The sequence below is a fragment of the Nocardia sp. CC213A genome (genome assembly GCF_030766805.1).
In the GTDB taxonomy this organism is placed as follows: domain Bacteria; phylum Actinomycetota; class Actinomycetes; order Mycobacteriales; family Mycobacteriaceae; genus Nocardia; species Nocardia otitidiscaviarum.
On record NZ_JASFXA010000020.1, the window covers coordinates 23,853 to 45,751 of the forward strand.

The 21,899-nt window shown below is 69.2% G+C and carries 18 protein-coding genes; 7 read left to right on the forward strand and 11 right to left on the reverse strand.

Annotation, left to right across the window (positions count from 1 at the left end; genetic code table 11):
- Positions 1-168 precede the first annotated feature (168 nt).
- Positions 169-1,257 carry a glycosyltransferase family 2 protein gene (locus tag QJS31_RS29395; protein ID WP_306358243.1) on the forward strand — a complete coding sequence of 363 codons (1,089 nt, stop codon included), beginning with the start codon at positions 169-171 and terminating at the stop codon, positions 1,255-1,257.
- A gap of 9 nt (positions 1,258-1,266) precedes the next feature.
- Here QJS31_RS29395 and QJS31_RS29400 read toward each other — a convergent pair whose 3' ends face one another.
- Positions 1,267-1,866 carry a class I SAM-dependent methyltransferase gene (locus tag QJS31_RS29400; protein WP_282776598.1) on the reverse strand — a complete coding sequence of 200 codons (600 nt, stop codon included), beginning with the start codon at positions 1,864-1,866 and terminating at the stop codon, positions 1,267-1,269.
- A gap of 192 nt (positions 1,867-2,058) precedes the next feature.
- On the opposite strand from QJS31_RS29400, the gene QJS31_RS29405 reads away from it, so the two are divergent.
- Positions 2,059-3,486 (forward strand): RNA-guided endonuclease TnpB family protein, encoded by a 1,428-nt coding sequence (locus QJS31_RS29405; protein ID WP_306358244.1) that lies wholly within the window; start codon positions 2,059-2,061, stop codon positions 3,484-3,486.
- Between the two features lie 64 nt (positions 3,487-3,550).
- Here the strand turns inward: QJS31_RS29405 and QJS31_RS29410 are convergent, their stop codons facing one another.
- Both QJS31_RS29410 and QJS31_RS29415 read right to left on the reverse strand, forming a co-directional pair.
- Positions 3,551-4,042, reverse strand: a complete 492-nt coding sequence (locus tag QJS31_RS29410; RefSeq protein ID WP_372341645.1) for a GtrA family protein — start codon at positions 4,040-4,042, stop codon at positions 3,551-3,553.
- Positions 4,039-6,360: a hypothetical protein gene (locus QJS31_RS29415; RefSeq protein WP_372341651.1), complete on the reverse strand. Its 2,322-nt coding sequence runs from the start codon at positions 6,358-6,360 to the stop codon at positions 4,039-4,041. Before QJS31_RS29415 ends, QJS31_RS29410 begins: the two co-directional genes overlap by 4 nt.
- Before the next feature lie 262 nt (positions 6,361-6,622).
- On the opposite strand from QJS31_RS29415, the gene rffA reads away from it, so the two are divergent.
- Complete coding sequence (rffA, locus tag QJS31_RS29420; protein WP_282776592.1) at positions 6,623-7,762, forward strand: dTDP-4-amino-4,6-dideoxygalactose transaminase; 1,140 nt, start codon at positions 6,623-6,625, stop codon at positions 7,760-7,762.
- Between the two features lie 62 nt (positions 7,763-7,824).
- On the opposite strand, the gene QJS31_RS29425 is transcribed toward rffA, so the two are convergent.
- Both QJS31_RS29425 and QJS31_RS29430 read right to left on the reverse strand, forming a co-directional pair.
- Complete coding sequence (locus tag QJS31_RS29425; protein ID WP_282776590.1) at positions 7,825-8,283, reverse strand: SRPBCC family protein; 459 nt, start codon at positions 8,281-8,283, stop codon at positions 7,825-7,827.
- Between the two features lie 55 nt (positions 8,284-8,338).
- Complete coding sequence (locus QJS31_RS29430; protein WP_282776588.1) at positions 8,339-11,284, reverse strand: AMP-binding protein; 2,946 nt, start codon at positions 11,282-11,284, stop codon at positions 8,339-8,341.
- 409 nt (positions 11,285-11,693) lie between these two features.
- On the opposite strand from QJS31_RS29430, the gene QJS31_RS29435 reads away from it, so the two are divergent.
- The 3 genes from QJS31_RS29435 to idi all read left to right on the forward strand — a co-directional run bounded on the left by QJS31_RS29435 (position 11,694) and on the right by idi (position 14,697).
- Positions 11,694-13,100: a family 2B encapsulin nanocompartment shell protein gene (locus tag QJS31_RS29435; protein WP_282776586.1), complete on the forward strand. Its 1,407-nt coding sequence runs from the start codon at positions 11,694-11,696 to the stop codon at positions 13,098-13,100.
- A gap of 149 nt (positions 13,101-13,249) precedes the next feature.
- Positions 13,250-14,128 carry a geranyl diphosphate 2-C-methyltransferase gene (locus tag QJS31_RS29440; protein ID WP_143980445.1) on the forward strand — a complete coding sequence of 293 codons (879 nt, stop codon included), beginning with the start codon at positions 13,250-13,252 and terminating at the stop codon, positions 14,126-14,128.
- Positions 14,125-14,697 (forward strand): isopentenyl-diphosphate Delta-isomerase, encoded by a 573-nt coding sequence (idi, locus tag QJS31_RS29445; protein ID WP_244961837.1) that lies wholly within the window; start codon positions 14,125-14,127, stop codon positions 14,695-14,697. Before QJS31_RS29440 ends, idi begins: the two co-directional genes overlap by 4 nt.
- 6 nt (positions 14,698-14,703) lie before the next feature.
- Here idi and QJS31_RS29450 read toward each other — a convergent pair whose 3' ends face one another.
- From QJS31_RS29450 to QJS31_RS29465, 4 genes are all read right to left on the reverse strand, one after another.
- Positions 14,704-15,420 (reverse strand): GntR family transcriptional regulator, encoded by a 717-nt coding sequence (locus tag QJS31_RS29450; RefSeq protein WP_282776581.1) that lies wholly within the window; start codon positions 15,418-15,420, stop codon positions 14,704-14,706.
- 63 nt (positions 15,421-15,483) lie between these two features.
- Positions 15,484-16,083 (reverse strand): hypothetical protein, encoded by a 600-nt coding sequence (locus QJS31_RS29455; RefSeq protein WP_282776579.1) that lies wholly within the window; start codon positions 16,081-16,083, stop codon positions 15,484-15,486.
- A 99-nt stretch (positions 16,084-16,182) separates the two neighbouring features.
- Positions 16,183-17,406, reverse strand: coding sequence for a globin domain-containing protein (locus QJS31_RS29460; protein ID WP_282776577.1), 1,224 nt, complete (start codon positions 17,404-17,406; stop codon positions 16,183-16,185).
- A 14-nt stretch (positions 17,407-17,420) separates the two neighbouring features.
- Positions 17,421-17,870, reverse strand: coding sequence for an Rrf2 family transcriptional regulator (locus QJS31_RS29465; RefSeq protein WP_282776576.1), 450 nt, complete (start codon positions 17,868-17,870; stop codon positions 17,421-17,423).
- Positions 17,871-18,084: 214 nt separating this feature from the next.
- On the opposite strand from QJS31_RS29465, the gene ilvA reads away from it, so the two are divergent.
- On the forward strand, positions 18,085-19,314 hold the full coding sequence (gene ilvA, locus QJS31_RS29470; RefSeq protein WP_282776574.1) for a threonine ammonia-lyase: 1,230 nt from the start codon (positions 18,085-18,087) through the stop codon (positions 19,312-19,314).
- Positions 19,315-19,586: 272 nt separating this feature from the next.
- Here the strand turns inward: ilvA and QJS31_RS29475 are convergent, their stop codons facing one another.
- Together QJS31_RS29475 and argH are read right to left on the reverse strand one after the other, a co-directional pair.
- On the reverse strand, positions 19,587-19,910 hold the full coding sequence (locus QJS31_RS29475) for a multidrug efflux SMR transporter (protein WP_282776573.1): 324 nt from the start codon (positions 19,908-19,910) through the stop codon (positions 19,587-19,589).
- A gap of 558 nt (positions 19,911-20,468) precedes the next feature.
- Positions 20,469-21,890, reverse strand: coding sequence for an argininosuccinate lyase (gene argH / locus QJS31_RS29480; protein WP_282776572.1), 1,422 nt, complete (start codon positions 21,888-21,890; stop codon positions 20,469-20,471).
- Positions 21,891-21,899 lie beyond the last annotated feature (9 nt).

Sequence of the window (21,899 nt, forward strand, 5' to 3'; positions counted from 1 at the left end):
CACGAGTTCCCCACCCTACCGGCAGTCACGGTTCGCGGCAGGGCGCGACGACGCGGCCGCCGCCCCGGGAGGTTGTCCGCACCGTGTTAAAGTGCTCGACGGCTCGGGCTCCAGCCAGTCCTCGAGGAGCACCGGCACGCGTACCGTCATCGAAAGTCGATTCAGCTGATGCCGATTCCCTCCCGACGCACGTACCACTCCGACGTCGACACCGCGGAGCATCCGATCCGGCCCGGTATCGACCGGCCGCACGCGGTCTCGGTGGTAGTTCCGGTGTACCGCGGCGAGGACACCATCGCCGCCCTGGTCGCCGAACTGCACGCGTTGACCGAGGCCACCACGACGCCGGGCGGCGTCCCCTTCGCCGTCTCGGAGATCGTTCTGGTGCACGATCACGGTCCGGACCGCTCCGATGTGGTCATGCAGGAGCTGCGCGCCGCCTACCCGGAGGTGCGCGCGGTCTGGTTGAGCCGCAATTTCGGACAGGACGCGGCGACCATCGCCGGAATGTCGGCGGCGCGCGGGGACTGGATCGTCACCATGGACGAGGACGGGCAGCACGACCCGGCGTTCATCGGCGCGTTCCTGGACGCCGCGCTGGAGCGGCGCGCCGACCTGATCTACTCCAAGCCGACCAACACCCGCCCGCACGGCTTCCTGCGCAATCTCACCTCGCGCGGCGCGAAACTGGTACTGGCTACCGTCTTCGCCTTCCCGGATTCCACCCGCTTCGAGAGCTATCGGCTCATCCGCGGCGATATCGGCCGCCAGCTCGCCGATGTCGCCTCCAATGGCGTGTACCTGGACGTGGCGCTGACCTGGGTGGTGGGCACGGTCGCCCAGGTGCCGGTGACGCTGCGCGCGGAGGGCCGGGAGGAATCCGGCTACAACTACCGCCGCCTGTTCTCGCTGTTCTGGAAGATGGTGCTGTGCAGCGGAACCCGCGGCCTGCGCCTGGTGAGCATGTTGGGCGTGACGCTGGCGCTGGCCGGGGTGGCGCTGGCCGCCTTCGTGGTGTTCCAGGTGCTCACCCGGGAGAACTGGGCTCCCGAGGGCTGGGCGTCCACCATCGTGGTACTGCTGCTGTGTTCGGGCGCGATCCTGTTCTCCCTCGGCCTGATCGCCGAATACCTGGGTGTGGCGTTGCACGTCCTGGTGGGCAAACCGCTGTATCTGACCGTGGATTCGCCGACGCCGCGGCCGGATGCCGACCGGGCCGCGGAAGCCGACCGCGAGATCGAGCACGTCGGGAGCTGACCGCTCGGCTCAGGGCTTCAGCAGGTAGAGCTTCTCCCGTCCGCCGGCGATGAGGCGGCGCTCCTCGACGTGTTCGGGGAAGCCGCGGAACAGTTCGTCGAGGGTCTCCTCGTCGAAACGCAGCGGCCGCGCGCCGTCCCCGGCGTCGGTGAGGCGTCCGCCGAGCCCGGCCATGGCGCGATGGCGGGTGGCGGTCAGATTCCGCACCGGTTCGGCGACGATCACCCGTTCCCGCGCGGCGTCGAGCATGCGGTCCAGCACCGGTTCCGGATCGGGCAGGAAGTGGTAGAGGCTGCCCTGCATGATGACGTAGTCGGCGGCGGGCAGCGGGGTGTCGGCGCGCAGATTCCAGACCTGCCCGTTGCCGCCCGCGCGGTTCAGCCGGGCGATGAAGCGCTCGTTGAGGTCGAGTCCGGTGTAGCGCACCGACTTCTTCCGCAGGTAGCGGGTGTAGAGGGTGGCCGGACCGCAGCAGAGATCGAGTACCTCGGCGTGCTCGGGCACCAGGGCCGCGATGGCGCGATACCGCGCGCCGTAGTGTCGGCCGTACAGCCCCCGCATGAGTAGTTCGTAGACGGTTCCGTACCGGTAGATGAAGCTGGTGCTCACGTCGATCCTGAACAGTTGGCGGACAACGTCATCCGTTGCACGAACTATGCCATCTGTCCGGTTCCAGCGCCCACCGTGTGGCGGGCGTCTCACGCGCACTGCCTGTTTGTGAACTGGTCGTTTCGTGTCGTCCGGTGCTGGTCGGACCGACCCCGGGTTTGTTGTCGGTGGCGTGTGTCACACTCGCCGGTGATGAGCAGGCACACCACCTTCCGCTACCGCCTCGACCCCACCCCCGAGCAGCACACCACGCTAGCCCGGCACGCGGGCGCGGCGCGGTTCGCGTTCAACCAATGCCTGCACCTGGTGAAAACCGCCCTCACCCACCGCACAACCGACCCCGAGCATCCGGTGCCGTGGACGGGGTTCGGTCTGATCAACGCGTTCAACGCCTGGAAGAAAACGGAGGCAGCCGGACGGGTGTTCACCGTCGACGCCGCCGGGGTCGCCGAGGTGCGGGTGACCGGTTTGGTGTGGCGGGATCAGGTGTGCCAGCAGGTGTTCGAGGAAGCCGCCGTCGACTGCGGCCGCGCCCTGACCAACTGGTCAGACTCGCGTACCGGTCGCCGCAAGGGCCGACGAGTCGGGTTTCCCCGCTTCAAGTCCAAACGGCGTGCGCCCCGGGCGTTCCGGCTGCGGAACAAGCCTGCCAAGAACGGCCGTCCGTCGATCCGGGTCGGTGACGGCGATACCCCCCGCTCGGTCACCCTGCCCGGCCTCGGAATAATCCGCGTACGGGACGACACCCGCCGGTTGCGGCGGATGCTAGCCAAACACCGCGCGAGAATCCTGTACGCCACCGTAACCGAGCGTGGTGGCCGGTGGTGGGTCAGCGTGGCCACCGAGGCCGCCGACCTGCACCCCACCCACCAGCACCGGCCCCGCGACCCCGGCGACGAACATGGCTGGGTCGGCGTGGATCGAGGACTGTCCGCGTTCCTGGTCGCCGCCACCACCGACGGCGGCGAGGTCGCCCGGATCACCGCGCCCAAGCCCCTTGCGGCCGGGTTGGCCCGGCAGCGACGACTGTCGAAAGCACTGTCCCGCACAGAGAAAGGATCACGCAACCGAGACGAGGCCGCCGCGCGGCTGGCGCGGCACCATCGCAAGACCACAGCGATTCGTCGTCACTTTCTGCATGAGGTCACCGGCATGCTGGTCAAGACCCACGACCGGCTCGTCATCGAGGACCTGCACGTGGCCGGCATGCTCCGCAACCACACCCTAGCCCGGGCGATCAGCGACGCGGGGTGGGCCGAGTTCGCCCGCATCCTGCGCTACAAACAGGATTGGAGGCACGGCAGCGTTGTCACCGCTGGTCGGTGGTTCCCGTCGAGCAAACGCTGCTCGCGCTGCGGCACCGTCAACCCGCAGCTGTGTTTGGCCGATCGGGTGTTCGCCTGCGGGTGTGGGCTACGGCTGGATCGGGATGTGAACGCGGCGGTCAACCTCGCACACTGGCCGGCCACGGTGAAAGACGTATCTGGATCCCCGGACCTCCCAGCAGGGGGCCGGGTCACCAAAGCCCGCCGACGGGAAGGCGCTGACCGACACCCTGCCGGTGTCGGTGTAACCGGCCCGGTGGACGCGGGAACCGGCACTCACCCGCTCGCGGTGTGAGTGCCGGACGCCCGAGAAGGGCGCTGTCGAAACAGCCCGTCAACCCGGGTGAATCAACAGGCTGTCAGTGCGAGCGGCGGAACGAGATGTGCCGGTGTCCGAAGAAGCTGGCGACCGCGACCAGGCCCATCACCACCACGGCGGCGGGCTTCTCCGGACAGTGCAGCACCGACACCGCCACCTGGAGCAGCAGCAGGTTCAGTGCCAGCCCACCGGAATTGACGCCGACGAAGGCCACGAAATCGCGCAGCGCGTGCCCGCGCACCCGGAACACCAGGGTGCGGTGCAGGACGAAGGCCACCACGATGCTGACGGCATAGGCCAGCGCGGGGGCCAGCGCCACCGCGGCCGCCTTGGCGACATGGCCTTCCAGCACGGTCAGCCAGAGCACGGTGAGCACCATGCCGAGCGCGGTATTGAAGCCGCCCACCAGGGCGAAGGCGACCTCCTGCCGCCGCACCAGGCGCAGCAGCAGGCCGGGCGGGGCGTCGGCGGCGGGCTCGGCGATGACACCGGAGTCCACCGTCAACTCGGGTGAGTAGTCGGCGGTGCTCACGAAACCGAGCCTGCCAGTTGACGTTCCGGTTCACCGGAGGACTCGCCGGGCGAATCCGACGCGTCCTCGCGCCGCGATCGCACGTAGAGCCATTGCAGCACCGCGATTCCGGCCACGCCGGCGGCACCGGTGGCGATGCCGATCTTCCAGCCCGGCGGACGCCAGGTGAGCACCAGTTCCGCGTCCCGGGTGCCCGCGGGGACATCCACGGCCACGAAGGAATTCGCGACCGTGGTGAAGGGGATGTCCTGTCCGTTCAGGGTGACGCGGTAGCCGGGCCAGCCCAGCCGGGCGAACACCACACGGCCGCCGTCGTCGGAGCTCACCCGCACACGGCTGGTGGTATCGGTTTCCGCGATCGAGGTCGCGGTGACATCGCGGGCGTCGGCGACGCGGCCGTTCAGACCCGACACGGGACCGCCGTCGCGCTCCAGTACCGAGATCCACTGGTCGTGGCCCGGGTAGTCCGTCCAGTGCCAGCCCGGCGGGGCGGGTTGGGTGCGGGCGTCGGGGAACATGGCCCGCTGCAGGATCACCCGGTCCAGCAGCATGAGGTCCACGATGGTGCGTCCGGTGGTCGGTTCGGGCGCGAACAGGCGGCGGTAGGCGTCCGGGCAGGTGCTGCCGTCCCAGCGCATGCACAGCATTTCACCGAAGTAGAAGTGCCCGTTGGGGGTGTAGCCCTGGACGTAGTTCAGTTCCAGGTCCTTGGCGTAGTTGCCGAAGACCAGGGAGCCGTAGGCGCGGTCGAGCGATGTGTCCGCCGGGCCGATCAGACCGCGATCACCGAGCTGGATATTGCGGCCCGCGAAATCCGGGAACGCCGCCATGGCCTGCTGTCGGTCGGCGGGCAGGTTCCACGACATGAGATTCGGCTGCACCGCGCGCACCTGGACGAACGCGATGGGGAACATGGCGGCGATGGTCAGCAGGCAGGCCGCGGCCACACCGCGGGTGCGGCCCAGCGCGACCACCGCCGCGGTCAGCGCCGCGACCGCCACCGCCGCGAGCACATGCCAGCCGATGCGGTGCGGGTCGGCGGAGAAGGTGCGCACCCACAGCAGCAGGATCAGCACCCCGGCCGCGATACCGCGCCCGCGCCAGTCGCGCACCGTGCCGAACCGGCCCAGCAGTACGCACACCAGCACCAGCAGTCCGATGGCCAGCATGGGCAGTACGCGGGCGGGCCAGCGCAGCGGTCCGATGGTGCCCGGACCGGCCGTCCACATGAGCGCCATGACGGCGAACAGCGCGATGGAGATGAACTCCCGCCAGTGCTCGCGCGCCCGCCGCCAGTCCACGAAGGCCAGCGCCGGAATCAGGAACCAGGCGATATAGGTCATGGGCAGCGGTTGCACATAGCCCCACCACGAGCTGAACGCCGGATAGGAGCTGGGCAGACTGGCATTCAGCGATTCCGACCAGGGCACCGTGAGGAACTGGTCGTTATTGATCTGCGCCGTGCCGCGCCAGCTCACCTTGGCCGAGAGCATGGACGGCAGATACGTCATGAGCCCCGCCAGCCCGGCACACACCGCCACCAGGGCCAGTCGCAGCACCGGCCCCCACGCGCGAACGGCAACGTTCATCATGTCCGTCCACGGCGGACGGATGCGGTCGTACCCGTCCCGCGTCCCACCGCGTCGGCGCGAGACGAGCGACAGCACCCCGTCCGACGCCACGCGCCATGCCGACAGAATCAGCCGAACCACCGGCTGCCAACCGCGGCGGCCGACGATCTCGCCCACGGCGACGGCGACCAACATGAGCACGGATTCGACCGCGGGGAAGACGTACTGCACCGAGATCGCCAGGTACAGGAAGACGAATACGGGAATCGGCCCGCCCTTCCCCCGCACGTAGCGCACCGCGGACGCCCACGCGTGCAGCATGTACGCGGTGCCGGTGAGCGAGGTCATCCAGCTGGCGGTGTCGAAGAAGAGGAAGAAGCCGGAGAACGGGAAGGCGACGCCCGCGACCGCCGCCCATTGCGGGCGCGCGCCGTAGACCAGGCAGACGCGGTAGACGCCCAGGGCAGCGAGGATGGAGAAGAGCAGTTTCACGATGGTGGCGTACACGGCCAGATTCGGCACCGAGGGCGCGATCAGGTCGATCAGCAGCTGCGGCGGGTTGAACAGGCCCGCCTCCTCCATGGTGTAGTTGCCCGACATCCACTGGTCGGGAACCATGACCGGGAAGGTGCCCTCGCGCAGGGCGCGGCCGAGCATCACCCACAGTGGGGCGTACTGGGATTCGGTGTCATCGGTGTAGAAGTGGCGCACGTCGGCCAACAGCACCGCCGCATAGCCGAGCACCACGCCGATCGAGGTGACGAACCCCCACCGGAACACCGCACGCCGCGTACCGAGAATTCCACTGTCCACCACGAGTTCCAGACCCTACAGGCAGGCCTTCGGGAAGTGCACCGCACCCGGGCGCGCGGGTGCGGAAATTCCCCGGCGACGATGCCGATTCCCGGCCGCCGCACCGTGTTAGAGTTCGACGCTCGGGCTCTGCCGTTCGGCATGTGGTCGGACGATCCGGGGCCGTTGCCGACCGCCATGAGGGGACCGAACTCCGGTGAGCACCGAACGCATTATCTTCAGCCGCCCGTTCCGGGCGAGCCGGGAGCTGGCGAATCTGGAGGCCGTGCTCGCCTCGGACCACAGCCACGGCGACGGTCGATTCACCGCCGCGGCCACCGCGAAATTGGCAGCCATCACCGGAGCCCCGCACGCGCTGCTCACCACGTCCTGCACGCACGCCCTGGAAATGGCCGGGCTGCTGCTGGAACTCGGACCCGACGACGAGGTGATCGTCCCCAGTTTCGCCTTCACCTCCACCGCCACCGCCATGGCACTGCGCGGGGCGACGGTGGTGTTCGCCGATATCGACTCCGCGACCGGCAATCTGGATCCGGACGCGGTGGCGGCCGTGGTCACCGAGCGCACCAAGGCCATCGTGGTCATCCACTACGGCGGGGTGGGCGCGGAGATGGACAGGCTGCTGGACCTGGCCGCCACCCACGGCTTCGCCATCATCGAGGACAATGCGCACGGTCTCGGCGGCACCTGGCGAGGGCGACCGCTGGGCACCATCGGCACGGTCGGCGCGCTGAGTTTCCACGACACCAAGAACGTGCACTGCGGTGAGGGCGGCGCGGTGCTGCTCACCGATGACATCCTGATGGCGCGGGCGGAGATCATCCGGGAGAAGGGCACCGACCGAGCGCGCTTCCTGCGCGGCGCGGTGGACAAGTACTCCTGGCAGGACATCGGCTCCAGCTACCTGCCCAGCGAACTCAATGCCGCGGTGCTGGACGCGCAGCTGAGCGAGTTCGACACCATCCAGGCCAACCGGCACCGGGTGTGGGACGCCTACGCCGCCGGACTGCCGGATTGGGCGCGCCGCAACGATATTCGCCTGATGACCGTGCCCGCCGACCGCGAGCACACCGCACACCTGTACTACCTGCGGGTCCCCACCGAGGACCGCCGCGACGACCTCATCCGCCACCTCGCCGACCGCGGCATCGTGGCCCCGTTCCACTACGTGCCCCTGGACTCCAGCCCGGCCGGACTGAAATTGGGCCGCACCCCGCTGCCCTGTGTGCGCAGCGCCGAATTCTCCGGCACCGTGGTGCGCCTGCCGCTCTGGCCGGGCCTGTCCGACGTCCAGGTGCGGCGCGTGATCGAGGAGGTCACCGCCTTCACGGTCTGAGGTTCACGGTCTGAGGCCTCCCCCGGTCGTCCACCCCGCCGCGTGGCGCGCGGACGAATCCGTCAGTTTTCCAGGGCCGTCGCCAGTCGCCGCAGGGTGTCGCTGATGGTGTGGCGGTTGCGCTCGGTTCGGTCGTCCACCCCCGAGATCTTCTTGCTGTACTCCAAGGCGTACGCGGGCCGCAGATCCTCGCTCCATTCGGTGACCCGGCATCCGTCCTCCGTCGGCTCGATGCGATACCCCCACGTCGCGTAGTGGATGTCGCGCATCGAGCATTCGAAGGCGAACTCCCGGCCTGGATCGGCCACGATGACCCGGCCCTGGGTGGTCCACTCGTGTTCGCCGTGGCGGTTGTGCCCGTCGAAGGTGGCGCCGACCACCGGGCCGTCGAACCCGTCGTGCCATTCGCAGGAGTAGCACTCCTCGGACCATTCGCCCATGCGAGTGATATCCGAGACGGCCGCGTACACGGCTTCGGGGTCGGCGGCGATATCCCGGGTGATCTCCAATTTCTCAGTCACACAACGGAGTCCACCAGAGAATTGGGATCGCCGCCACCCCGCGTTCGCGCACCGGTCAGGCGAAGAGCCGATCCGCCAGTTCCGGGGTGAGCACCTCGTACCGGTCGGATTCCCGGTTGTACCACCAGGTCCGGTCACCGGGTCGCGGGCGGCCCTGGGCCTGCACAGCGCGGGTGGAGGGGCGGAAGGTGGAGCTGCGCGGGATCTCGTCGACCACGTAGACCAGATCGGGCCGCTGGTCCGGGGGCAGGGCGCGCAGGGCCTCGCCGACATCCTCGGCTTCGAGGCGGTAGCCCGCGCGGACGCTCAGGGCGGCCACGGCGAGGATGCGGTCGCCGACCGGAAGTCCGTACGCCACTTCCATATCCACGGCCGTGATGTCGTTGAGCACATCGACGATCGGGTGGGTGTAGACCGGCCCGCGCGGGGTGTGGATGACGGTGTCGCGCCGGTCCATCAGCCAGTAGTCGCCGTCACTGTCGCGGCGGAAGAGGTTCTCCGTCGGCATCCAGGCGTCGCCGGGCGCGAACACCCCGCGCAGCCCGCCGCGGGAGAGATCCACCGAATCGGAGGCGGTGCCGATGAGCAGACCCACCTCGTTGTCGGCGCAGCGCCGCGCGAAACCCGAGTCCTCGACCAGGATCTCGTCGGTCCTGGGGTCGTAGGCGATGAGTTCGACCTTGGCGGTGCCGGGCACCGGCCGGCCCTTGGAGCCGATTTTCTGTCCGGACACGTTCGCCAACACCACATCGCCTTCGATGGAGGCGTAGAACTCCAGCACCCGCGCGGGGGCGAAGCGCTCCTGGGTGCGCCGCCACAGCCCGGCGGGCATCCCCGAGCCGATGAACAGGCGGATGGGATGCGAATGACCGTTCGGGAAGGTGTCGGCGTCGAGGATGTCGCGCAGCATGGTCCAGGTGTAGGTGACCACGGTGACGCCGTAGCGGTGCACCTCCTCGGCGAACCGGGCCGGATCCAGCGACCGCGCCAGCGCGATCCGGCTGCCGCCCGCGATGGCCCCGCCCAGACTCACCAGCAATCCGGACGAATGGTGCAGCGGCGCGAGGCAGTACACGGTGTCGCGGCGGTCCAGATCGGCCGCGGTGGCGGTGCCGAAGGCCGACAGCGCCCAGCGGTGGTTGGTGATGTATTTGACGTCGAAGCGGTCACCGGTCCCCGTCACCAGGACGAAGGCAAGCTCACGCGCCAGCCCCGGATTCGGCCGGTACCAGCCGGGCAGGGCGACCGCGGCCGGGTCGATCTGCTCCATGTCCACCACGTCGCCGCCGAGCGGGATGTCCAGGCCGCGACTCTCGCCGCCGCCCAGCACCAGGGTGCGCAGCCCGGTCGCGGCGGCGTCGCGCAGATTCTCCGGATCGGCGATGAGCAGTCTGGTGTCGGTGAGCGCCACGGCCTGCGCGAGTTCGCTGCCGGGCGCGAGCAGTACCGCCACCGCACCCAGTCGGGACAGCGCGGCGATGGTCACCAGGGCGCTCGGCCGGGTCTCCATGACCACGCCGACCCGGGTGGCCGGGCGCACGCCCACCGAGACGAGTCCGCGCACCACATTGTCGATGCGGGTGTTGACCGCGGTATTGGTGTGCACCCGGTCGTCGAAGAGGAAGCACTCACGCTGCGGTGCGCGCCGCGTCTGCTCGTCCATCAGGCGACCCAGCGAGATCCGGGTGTGCGACTGGATCATGCCGAGGCGGGTCAGGCGCGGCAGGGCGCGCGCCGCCTCCCCGGTGAGTTCCACCGATCCGCGCAGCGAATTGCTCGCCACGGTCTCGAGCGTCTTGCCGATGCTGGTTCCGGCCTCGGCCAGGGTGGCCGCGGCGTGCACCACCCGGGTCAGGGTCGACCGCTGTCCGTTGCGCGCCACATGCTCGGCCATGGGCGAGATGTCGGCGGGGAGTTCGCCGTGGCCGTCCGCCCAGCGCACCCAGTCGCGCACCAGCGGCCAGGTGCGGGCGGTGGCGGTGCTGCCGGCGACCAGGCCGAAGTGTCCGGCGACCAGGGATGCCTCGTAGACCTCGGCATTGGGCGCGGCGCGCTTGATCCCGCGCACCGCGGCGGGCTGGCCGATATCGTCGACCTCGCCGACGAAGGCCAGGATCGGGCATTCGATATCCGCCAATGAAATGGGCTGGTCGCGAATGACGAAACCGCCCAGCATCATTCGATTGTGCTGGACGAACTGCTCGAGCAGGTCGGTGAGCGCCGGACCGGGGTAGCCGAGCCACCCCTCGGCCTCCAGGAAGCGACGCTGCCGCTCCTTGGGCAGCAGCGCCTCGCGGTTGTGCAGTTGACGCAGGAAGTCCAGCCGCGCCCGTGCGGTCTTCACCGGGTCGAGGGCCTGGAAACCCAACCGCACCATGGAGTCGGTGATGGGCAGCCGGGTGAGCACATGGTCGGCGAGGAACTGCGCGACATCGGCGGCCAACCCGTGCGGCAGTCCCAGCGGCATCCCGGCCACGATGTCGACCGGGCTGCCGAAGGTGACGATGCTGTCGACGTCCTTCCCGCCGCGATAGGCGGTGGCCTGGTAGGCGAACATGCCGCCCTGGGAATAGCCCATGAGATGCACCGCGCGCCCGGTGATCTCGGCGACGGTGTCGATGGCGGCGCTCACGGCCAGCACGTGGTCGGCCAGATCCCGCTGCCAGCCACCCTCTTCCACCGCCGGGGAACCGAAATCCACCACCCAGCAGTCGATTCCAGCGGCGTCGAGAATGCCCACCGCGCCGTCGGCGGCGTTCACGTCCCACAGTTCGGCGCTCACCATGAGCGGCGGCACCAGCACCGCGACCGGGCGGCCCGGCGCGCTACTGTCGGGGAAGTAATGGCGCAGGCGATACATGCGCTTCCGCTCGACGACCTCGTACGGCGACGATTCGATGTCGTGCGCCAGCCCCCCGAACCGGATCACCTCGAGCCCGTTCTGCGCGGTGGCGACCAGCCGCTGCACGGGCCCCACGACGGACTTGGAATTGAATTTCACGACTTCTCCCAGACATACCTCGACGTGACCTGCGTCACCCGCCCCAACGCGTTCAGACGAGCTTGTCACATGGTCAGCCTACTTCGTGGGCGCTGTGAGCAGCGCCATGCGGCCCCCGGCGCGTCCTACACGAGTGAAGGAATTTGCCGCCCTGGAACTATCCCGGACGGTATTCATGCGGCCGCGTCGAAATTGCGGCACACGTCATGAAACTGCGGGCACCGGATTATTCCCGCATTCCGCTGCGGCTCGCCGAGTCGGCGATCTACCATCGAATCGCTGGAACGCACTGTCGCGCATGTCATTTCACTCAAACCGACTAGTTCGCGGGCAGCTACCGCCTGCTATATCGCCGTGACCATCACCGGCCGCCGCGCCCAGGCGGCAATTCGAGGGTGAGGACTTCAGCATGACCATAGAAATGCCCGTCCAGGCCGAGACCAACGGCCGAAAGAGCCTCAGCACCGGCGCCGCCCACCAGTTGGCGCACACCACCAAATCCGAACCCCAGATGCAGGGCATCAGCTCGCGCTGGCTCACCCGATCACTGCCGTGGGTGCAGGTGAAAGGCGGTATCTACCGGGTCAACCGGCGGCTGACCTACACCGTCGGCAATGGTGAGGTGGAATTCCTCATCGACGGCGGCAAGGCACGCGTCATTCCGGAGGAACTGACCGAAATGCCGCAATTGCATGATTTCGACGATGAGGAGATCCTCGGTGCCATGGCGCGCCGCTTCGAGCAGCGCGATCTCGAACCCGATACGGTCATCGCCGAATTCGGCAACCCCATGGACCAATTGCTGCTGATCGTGCACGGCAAGGTCGCCAAACACGGCACCGGCGAGTTCGGCGAACACACCAAGGTCGGAATGCTGTCGGGCGGAGACTATTTCGGCGATCGGATGTTGATCGACCCGAATGCCATCTGGCCGGTCACCCTGAAGACCGTCACGCCCGTCACACTGTTGGCGCTGCCCCGCACCGCCTTCCAGGAACTGCTCGACAACGCACCGCCGCTGCGCGATCGACTCGCGGCCGTGGCCGCCGCCGCACAACGCCCGCAGAACAAATACGGCGAGGCCGAGATCAACGTCTCCTCCGGCCATTCCGGTGAACCACTGCTCGACGGCACCTTCGTCGACTACGACGCCGCCCCGCGCGAATACGAACTCAGCCTGGCGCAGACGGTGCTGCGGGTGCACACCCGGGTCGCGGATCTGTTCAACGACCCGATGGATCAGGTCGAACAGCAGCTGCGACTGACCATCCAGGCCCTCTACGAGCGTCGCGAATACGACCTGGTCAACAATCCGGATTTCGGGCTGCTGCACAACTGCGATCTCAAGCAGCGCATCTACACCGAATCCGGTCCGCCGACGCCCGACGATATGGACGAACTGCTGTCCATGCGGCGCAGCACCAGACTGTTCCTGGCACATCCCAAGGCCATCGCGGCCTTCGGTCGGGAGTGCAGCAAGCGCGGTATCTATCCGGATCCGGTGGAGGTCGACGGGCACCGAGTGCCCGCATGGCGAGGGGTGCCGATCTTCCCGTGCGGAAAGCTGCCGGTCAGCGACACTCAGACCACCTCGATTCTCGCCATGCGCACCGGTGAGAAGGACCAGGGCGTGATCGGCCTGCACCAGACCGGAATCCCGGACGAGTACGAGCCGAGTCTGAACGTGCGTTTCAAGGGCATCGACGACCAGTCGCTCATCTCCTACCTGGTGAGCTGCTACTACTCGGCGGCGGTCCTGGTACCCGATGCCCTCGGCATTCTCGACAACGTGCTGGTCGCCCGGCAGACCGACTGACCGGCAGCCGCGCGCATCGGCTCGAAGTCGAAGCGTTCCAGCCGTTTTCGCAGCAAGCGCCACCAGCCCGACAGCGCGTTCGCCCGTGCGGCGCACGCGTTCCCCCGTGCGCCCATCGCACGTAGTCTCCACCGAGAGGATGATCTGCCATGACCATGCTCCACCACGACGCCGAGAACAGCCCGGTCCTGCGCACCGACTTCCAGCGATCGGTCGCCGCGTACTGGAACGACAACCCCAACGACGATCGGGTGAACACCAAACTCGGCGAGGTCGACGGGCTGTACCACCACCATTACGGGGTCGGCGAGCCGGACTGGTCGGTCATCGAGGGTCCGGAGGAGACCCGGCAGGAGCGCCTCGTCCGGGAACTGCACCGGCTGGAGACGGCACAGGCCGATCTGCTGCTCGACCACCTCGGCGACGTGCGGCCCGGCGACCGGCTGATGGACGGTGGATCCGGGCGGGGCGGCACCAGCTTCATGGCCAATCAGCGGTTCGGCTGCGCCGTGGACGGGGTGACCATCTCCGAGTACCAGGCCGGATTCGCCAACGACCAGGCGCGCGAGCGCGGCGTCACCGACAAGGTGCGGTTCCACTTCGCCAATATGCTGCACACCGGCTTCGAAGCCGGGTCCATGCGCGGCATCTGGACCAATGAGACCACCATGTACGTGGACCTGTTCGAACTGTTCGCGGAGTTCACCCGGCTGCTCGAACCGGGCGGGCGCTACGTGGTGATCACCGGCTGCTCCAATGACGTGACCGGCGGTCGCTCGGCCTCGGTGAGTTGGATCGACGCCCACTACGGGTGCAATATCCATCCGCGCAGCGAGTACTTCAAGGCGCTCGCCGCCAACAATCTGGTGCCCATCGCGGTCACCGACCTCACCCCCGCCACCATTCCGTACTGGGACCTGCGCACCCATTCGGAGCTGGCCACCGGGGTGGAGAAGCCGTTCCTCACCGCCTACCGGGAGGGTAGCTTCCAATACCTGCTGATCGCCGCCGATAAGGTGGGTAGGTGACCCTCGAATCCCCCGGCCTCGGCGCGGCCACCGATCGCGAAGCCCTGCCCGTCGAACTCGTCGACGAGCGCGGCCGGGCGATCGGGGCCTGCCCGGTGGCGGAGGCGCACACCGCACCGGGGCGGCTGCACCGCGCGTTCTCGGTCATGCTCTTCGACGCCGCCGGGCGGATGCTCCTCCAGCAGCGGGCCGCGGTGAAGACGCGCTTCCCGCTGCTGTGGACCAATACCTGCTGCGGCCATCCCGCCCCCGGACAGCCGGTGGCCGAGGCCGCGGCGGTCCGATTGCACGAGGAATTGGGTGTGGCGGCCGACCTCGCCGAGGTGGGCACCTTCACCTATCAGGCGACCGACCCCGGAACCGGGCGCGTCGAATACGAGTTCGACCACGTGCTCATCGGTCGGCTCGACGGCTTTGCGCCGCAACCGAATCCGGACGAGGTGGAGAACCTCACCTGGCTGCGCCCGGACCAACTCCGGGCCGCGCTCACCCACTCCCCCGAGGCGCACACCCCATGGCTGGCACGGGTGCTGGAGATCGCGGACCACGCGGTCCGATCGCGGGGGTAGACACCCTCACGCCGTGCGCTCATCCGGTGCCAGCAGGCCCGTATCGGTCGGCAGGGTCGCGATGACCTGTTCGAGACGCTTGTGATGCTGTTCGGCGGCGAGCAGCAGCCGATCGACGTCACGGGACAGGAAAGCGTCGAGCATGACGGTGTGGTCACTGTGCAGGCGCAGGCGGTCGGCCGCGCTCACGTGCACCATGGGCTGCACGGGTTCGGTGACATTCCACGCGGATTCGAGCATGTGCAGCAGCCGGAACATGCGCGAGGGGCGGGTGAGCGCGGTGTGGAAGGTGCGGGAATGGCGATGGTAGGCGATCGCGTCGCCGTCTCGAAGCGACTGTTCCAGTAGCGCATTCGCGTCGATGAGGGCGGTGCGCTCGGCGGTGCTGGCATGGGTGGCCGCGGCGACGAGGGACGCGCTCTCCAATGTCTGTCGCACCACATAGATTTCGCGCAGCTCCGCGGACGTCAGCCGGGCCACGGAGTACCCCAGGCCCGGTTCGTGTACGACCAGTCCCTCCCCGATGAGGGTCGCGAGCGCCTCCCGCACCGGAATATGACTGACGCCGAAGAGTTCCGCCACCTCGCGCAGCGGGATCAGAGTGCCCGGCGGCGCCGCCCCGTCCAGAATGAGCCGCCGCAGGTCACTCAGGATGATGCGGGGGCGGCCCGGCGCACCGGCCACCAGCGTGGCCAGCAGGGCGGTGTGTCGTCGTGCGGGCATGGCGCCACGCTAGGCGGCGCATGTTGGTTTTCTCGGTCGTCCATGTCACGAACAGGAAAAGCGTCAACCGAGCATGGCGGCCCGCACCCAGCCGACGCCGGTCCGCACGCCGGAGCCCAGGCAGCCCATGACCATCTCCGGTGTCATCATCTCGTAGCCCGCCGTGATCCGGACCCGCCCGCCCGCACCCGCACCGGCGACGATCTCCAGCTCACCCACGCTGGGCTGGGCCATGGTCACCGGCCACCACCCCCACACGGTGCTCACCGCACCGTTGGACCAGGTGATGTGCACGGTGATCGGACCGTCCGCGGGATGCATGCAGTCCGACCACGCCTCGTGCACGCCGGTGAAGGTGCCGCCGGTGATACCGGGCCACCCGACGCAGTCCCGCAGCGATCCGACCGAGGTGAAGGTCATCGGCTTGGGCGTCATATCGATGCCGCCGTGCACGGCGGTCCAGCGGAAGTCGCCCTCGGCGCAGCCCCCCACCACCGGCGGCGCGGCCGGGGGCGGCACCGCCACCGCGGCCGGCACCGCCACACCAGCCGCACGCGGCACCGCCACACCGGTCAGGGGCAGCACCGCCACACCGGTCAGGGGCGGCACCGCCGCCGCGGGGGCCGCGATGGCGAGCGCGCACGGCAGCATCGTGAGAATCATCCCGGATTTCCACACGGCTGCGGACATTAACGCAGGTCGGCAACCATGCGGTGGATGCGCCGTCGGATCGTCGTTTCCGAGCTCGCGGTCATCGCCAGACTATGCGTCCAGCAGCCAGTCGTTGGGGGCGAACAGTTCGAAATGCACGCGCCCGGCCGGGATTCCGGCCGCCAGCAGCTGCGCGCGCACCGCTTGCAGGAATCCGGTGCCGCCGCAGAGGTAGTAGTCGGCGTCGGCGGGCAATGCCACCTCGGCGAGGTCGAAGGTCTGCCCCTCGGCCTGATACCAGGCGCGGTAGTCGGCGTCGCGCAGATCGGCGGTGAGGTCCCGGACGCGGTCGCGCAGCGGATGCGTGGCGGCCGAGCGATCGCAGTGCAGCACCACGGTGCGCCGGGTGGACCTCGCGGCGGCCAGATACTCCAGCATGCCGACCATGGGTGTCACGCCGACCCCGGCGGAGATCAGCACCACCGGCGTGGTGGCCGCGGTGTCGAGGGTGAGGTCGCCGAACGGCAGCGTGATCTCCAGGCGGGCGCCCGCCACGGCATGGCGGTGCAGCCACGACGACACCTCCCCCTCCGGTGTCCCCAGCTCGGCCGCCACCCGGCGCACGGTGAACGCCAGCCTGCCCGTGCCGGGCGCGTTGACCAGGCTGTACTGACGCAACTGCCGGGCACCGTCGGGAAGCAGCGCACCGACCGAAATATATTGCCCGGGACGGAAATCGGGCAGCGGCCGGGTCGGATCCTCGGCTTCGACGACGAAGGTGACCACGCCCGAGGCATCCTCGACGCGGTCGACCACGCGGGTCCAGCGGTAGACATCGCCCGCCGCCACCCCGGCGGCCCGGTAGAGCCCCTGTTCGAAGTCGATGAGGGTGGTGGCCATGAGCCAGTACACGCGATCCCAGGCGGCGGCCACCTCGGCGGTCACCGCCTCCGCGCCCAGCACCTCGACGATGGCGGCGAACAGATGCTCGTGCACGATCGCGTACTCGTCGGCGGTGACCCCGAGCGAGGCGTGCTTGTGCCCGATGCGGGAGAGCAGTTCGCGCGGATGCGGCAGGTCCGGATTCACCAGATGGGTGGCATAGGTGGCGATGGAGGCGGCGAGTGCGCGCTGCTGCGCGCCCTGCGCCTGATTGCCCCGGTTGAAGCGGTCGCGAATGAGCTCCGGGTGGGCGGTGAACATCGTGCGGTAGAAGAGTGGGGTGATCTCGTCGATCCGAGCGCCCACCAGCGGCAGGGTCGCCCGGATCACCGCCGCGTGTTCGGGTTCCAGTTCCGGAACGACGTCCAGGGCCGGATCCATTGCGGTCGTCATGCTGTCTCCTCGTGCTAGCGGTCGACTGCCGGAGTGGCCGACAGATGCAGCAGTTCGACGGTCCGCGGGGTCACCAGGTCGGCGAGCGTGTAATGGTCGAGCTCCCGATAGAACGCCTCCTGCGCATTCCGGAGAACATGTCGCAAACGGCAATTACTCGCCAATGGACACGGATGCTCGCCGAGGCATTCGACGACTTCGGCATCTCCCTCGAGACCGCGGACTATCGCGCCCGCTGTCGCGGCGCGCCCTGCGTCGGTGAGGAAAATACCGCCGGAGCGCCCGCGATGGGAGGCGACGAAGCCGAGTTCGGCGAGCCGCGAGACGGCCTTGGCGACATAGTGCTCCGAGGCATTGACCTGTCTCGCAACCAGTTTCGCTGTCACACGGGTATCGGCTTCGCTGCTGACCGCGAGGCGCATCATCGCCCGGAGTCCGAGATCGGTGAACCGGGAAAGCTGCATGGCTATACCGTACGTAATTCGGACAGCAGAAAGCGCATTCAGCGCGTGTGCCCTTTAATACGCTGTGCCGCGCATATTTTGTCGGTTCGGTCACAAGGACTAATTACTCTATTCCGCGCCCTGCGGCCTTGGTATGGCTACCATCTGGCCAACCCGTGGTGGCCGGGGCGGATATCGGTGCCCGGCGCGACGCACGCCACACCCGGCTGGCAGCATGGCGGCCATGGATCTGGTCAGCGTGGAACGTATCGAGGACGCGGCGAAACTCCTCGCCCCCGTGGTGCGCCGGACGCCGCTGGTGGCGTCGCGGGTGCTGTCGGAGCGCACCGGCGTGGAGGTGCGGCTGAAATGCGAGAATCTGCAACGCACCGGATCGTTCAAACCGCGCGGGGCCTACAACCGCATCGCGAATCTCCCGGCGGACGAGCGGGCGCGCGGCGTGGTGGCCGCCAGCGCGGGCAATCACGCCCAGGGTGTCGCCTGGGCGGCCACCTCACTCGGGATTCATTCCACCGTCTTCATGCCCATCGGCGCATCGCTGCCGAAACTGGTGGCCACCCGGGCCTATGGGGCGACCGTGCACCAGGTCGGTGCGACCATCGACGAAGCACTCACGGCCGCACTGGATTTCGCCGGGCAGACCGGGGCCACCCTGATCCACCCGTTCGACCACCCCGACATCGTGGCCGGGCAGGCGACGGTGGCGCTGGAGATCCTGGACCAGATGCCGGACGTGGGCACGGTGGTGGTGCCGACCGGCGGCGGCGGGCTGCTGGCCGGGATCGCGGTGGCGCTGCGCCATCTCGCCCCGCAGGTTCGGGTGATCGGTGTGCAGGCCGCCGAAGCCGCCGCCTGGCCGGGTTCGCTCGCGGTGGGCCGCCCGGTGCCCCTGGACCGCATGACCACCATGGCCGACGGTATCGCCGTGGGCCTGCCGGGGGCGGTGCCGTTCGCCCATGTGGCCGAACACGACACCACCATCGTCACGGTGGACGAGGACGCGTTGTCGGGCGCCCTGCTGCTCTGCCTGGAGCGGGCCAAGCTGCTGGTGGAACCGGCCGGTGCCGCGGCGGTGGCGGCGCTCATGACCTGTCTGCCCGAGGAACTCGAGCTCCGGGGTCCGGTCTGCGCGGTGCTGTCCGGCGGCAATGTCGACCCGCTGCTGCTCACCCGCGTGGTCGGCCACGGCCTCAGCGCCGCGGGCCGCTATCTCGCACTGCGGGTGACGATCTCGGACCGTCCCGGCAGCCTCGGCGCGCTGCTGGGGGCGGTCGGACGCACCGGGGCCAGCGTGCTGGACGTGGTGCATTCCCGTACCGGGTCCTGGCTCGCGGTCGACGAGGTGGAGGTGGCGCTGACACTCGAGACGCGCGGCGCGGCGCACCGAGACGATGTACTCCAGGCACTGGCCGACGCGGGATACGCGGTGCGCGTGCAGGACTGACCACTTCCGCCACGCTGCCGGATCAGCACATGTCCGGCGGCGGGGCGGGAAGCACGGCAGCGTGACCCGATGTCCGCCAGCGTAACCGGACGCCCGCCAGCGGAGGCCTGGCAACATGACCGATGTCCGCCAGCGTAACCGGACGCCCGTCGGCGCAACCCGACGCCCGGCACCGTGTCCGGTGCCCGCCGGCATGACTTGATGGCCGCCGACGTCGCCGGATGACCGCCGGAGTGTGTCCGGAACCGCTGTGTGCCATAGCGTCTCGGCCGTCAGTGTGCCCCACCGAGTTCCAGCGCCAGCACGCCCGCGATCACCAGCCCGATGCCGCCGACCTGGACCAGGGTGAGCTTCTCGTTCAGGAACAGCGCGCCGATGACCGCCACCGCCACCACGCCCACCGCCGCCCAGATGCCGTAGGCCACCCCGACCGGCATCCCGCGCTTCAACGCCTGCGACAGACAGTAGAACGCCGCTCCGTAGCCGATGACCACGAGCGTCGACGGCACCGGTTTGGTGAATCCCTCCGACAACTTCAGCGATACCGTCGCGGTCACCTCGGAGGCGATGGCCAGCGCCAGAAACAGCAGAGTCATGCCGGGAGCGTATCCCGCCCGCGACGACCAGCATCGGTGACGATGCGCAGGGCCCAACCCGTGGCGGCCCGCCATCCCGGGCCCGCCGCTACGCGGCACGCGACGCGTCCGGGCGGCCCCTCTCGCGCGGAAACCCCATGGCCCGACACCTCCGGGCCGCGCACCCGACCACTACCACGCACGACCCGGCGAGTCCGGCTGCGCCGATCCCCGCCCCGGCTTCCCCTGTCCCGCTGATCCCAGCGGAACGTGGTGGCAGGCAGGCACACGACATGCTCGTCTCAACCGAGCACAGCTCGCCGAGCGGCAGTCTCCCACGATCCGGGTGCGGTGTGCGCATGGGCACACGGGCGCCCTTGCGCGCCGTGCTCACCCCCACGCGACGGCGCTCCAGCCAGTGAACCGGCCTCCGCCGCCAGCCGGGCCGCGCAAGCGCGTGGCGCACACGCACCGTCCACCACCGCCACACGCGTCGGTGGCGTCGGCAGCGCACCGACCATCGTGACACGGCGGAGCACAGTCCGCCCGTCGCCACCGCCCGGTGCGCTCGGCCGGGCGTCAGCTCAGCCAGTCGCGGTGGGCGGTGGCGGCGGCGCGCACCTCGTCGAGTTGTTTGGCGACCTGCACGCCCGCGGTGCCGCCGCGGGCGTTGCGGGAGGCGATGGAGCCCTGCACGGTCAGCACCTCGCGGACGGCGGGGGTGAGGGCCGGATCGACGGCGGCGAATTCGGTGTCGGTGAGTTCGTCCAGGCCGACGCCGCGCGCCTCGGCGGCGCGCACGCATGCCCCGGCGGCCTCGTGCGCGACGCGGAACGGGACGCCCTGGCGGACCAGCCATTCGGCGATATCGGTGGCGAGGGTGAATCCGGCGGGGGCCAGTTCGGCCATGCGGTCGGTGTGGAAGGTCAGGGTGGACACCAGTCCCGCGATGGCGGGCAGCAGCAGTTCCAGCTGCGCCACCGAATCGAAGACGGGTTCCTTGTCCTCCTGGAGGTCCCGGTTGTAGGCCAGCGGCTGCGCCTTCAGGGTGGCCAGCAGGCCGGTGAGGTTGCCGATGAGGCGGCCCGCCTTGCCGCGGGTCAGCTCGGAGACGTCCGGATTCTTCTTCTGCGGCATGATGGACGATCCGGTGGACCAGGCGTCGGCCAGGGTGATGTAGCCGAATTCGGGGGTGCTCCAGATGATCACCTCTTCGGCCATCCGGGACAGATCGACCGCGATCATGGCGAGGACGAAGGCGGCCTCGGCCGCGAAGTCCCGGGCGGAGGTGGCGTCGATGGAGTTGGCCGCGGCGGCGTCGAAATCCAGGTCGGCGGCGATGGCTTCCGGGTCCAGCCCGAGCGAGGATCCGGCGAGTGCCCCGGATCCGTACGGCGACACCGCCGCCCGCTTGTCGAAGTCACGCAGCCGCTCGATATCGCGCAGCAGCGGATGCGCGTGCGCCAGCAGGTGATGCGCCAGCAGCACCGGTTGCGCGGCCTGCAGATGGGTCTTGCCCGGCATCACCGCGTCCGGATGCGCGGCCGCCTGCGCGACCAGCGCGTCCACCACCTCGAGGACGCCGAAGGCGATGCGCCGCACCGCATCCCGCAGCCACATCCGGAACAGCGTGGCGACCTGGTCGTTGCGCGACCGCCCGGCCCGCAGTCGGCCACCGAGTTCGGCGCCGACCCGCTCGATCAGTCCGCGCTCCAGCGCGCCGTGCACGTCCTCGTCGGATTCCAGCGGTCCGAACGCCCCCGATGCCACGTCGGCAGCCAGTCGGTCCAGGCCCGCGAGCATGCCGTCCAGGTCGCCGTCGGACAGCAGGCCCGCCTTGTGCAGCACGCGCGCATGGGCTTTCGACGCCCGCACGTCGTAGGGGGCCAGCGCCCAGTCGAAATGCGTCGACTTGCTCAGTGCCGCCATGGCCGCCGCGGGCCCCGACGCGAACCGACCACCCCAGAGCGCGCCCTCGTTCGTGCCGTGCTGCTCGGTCATCGTGTGCTG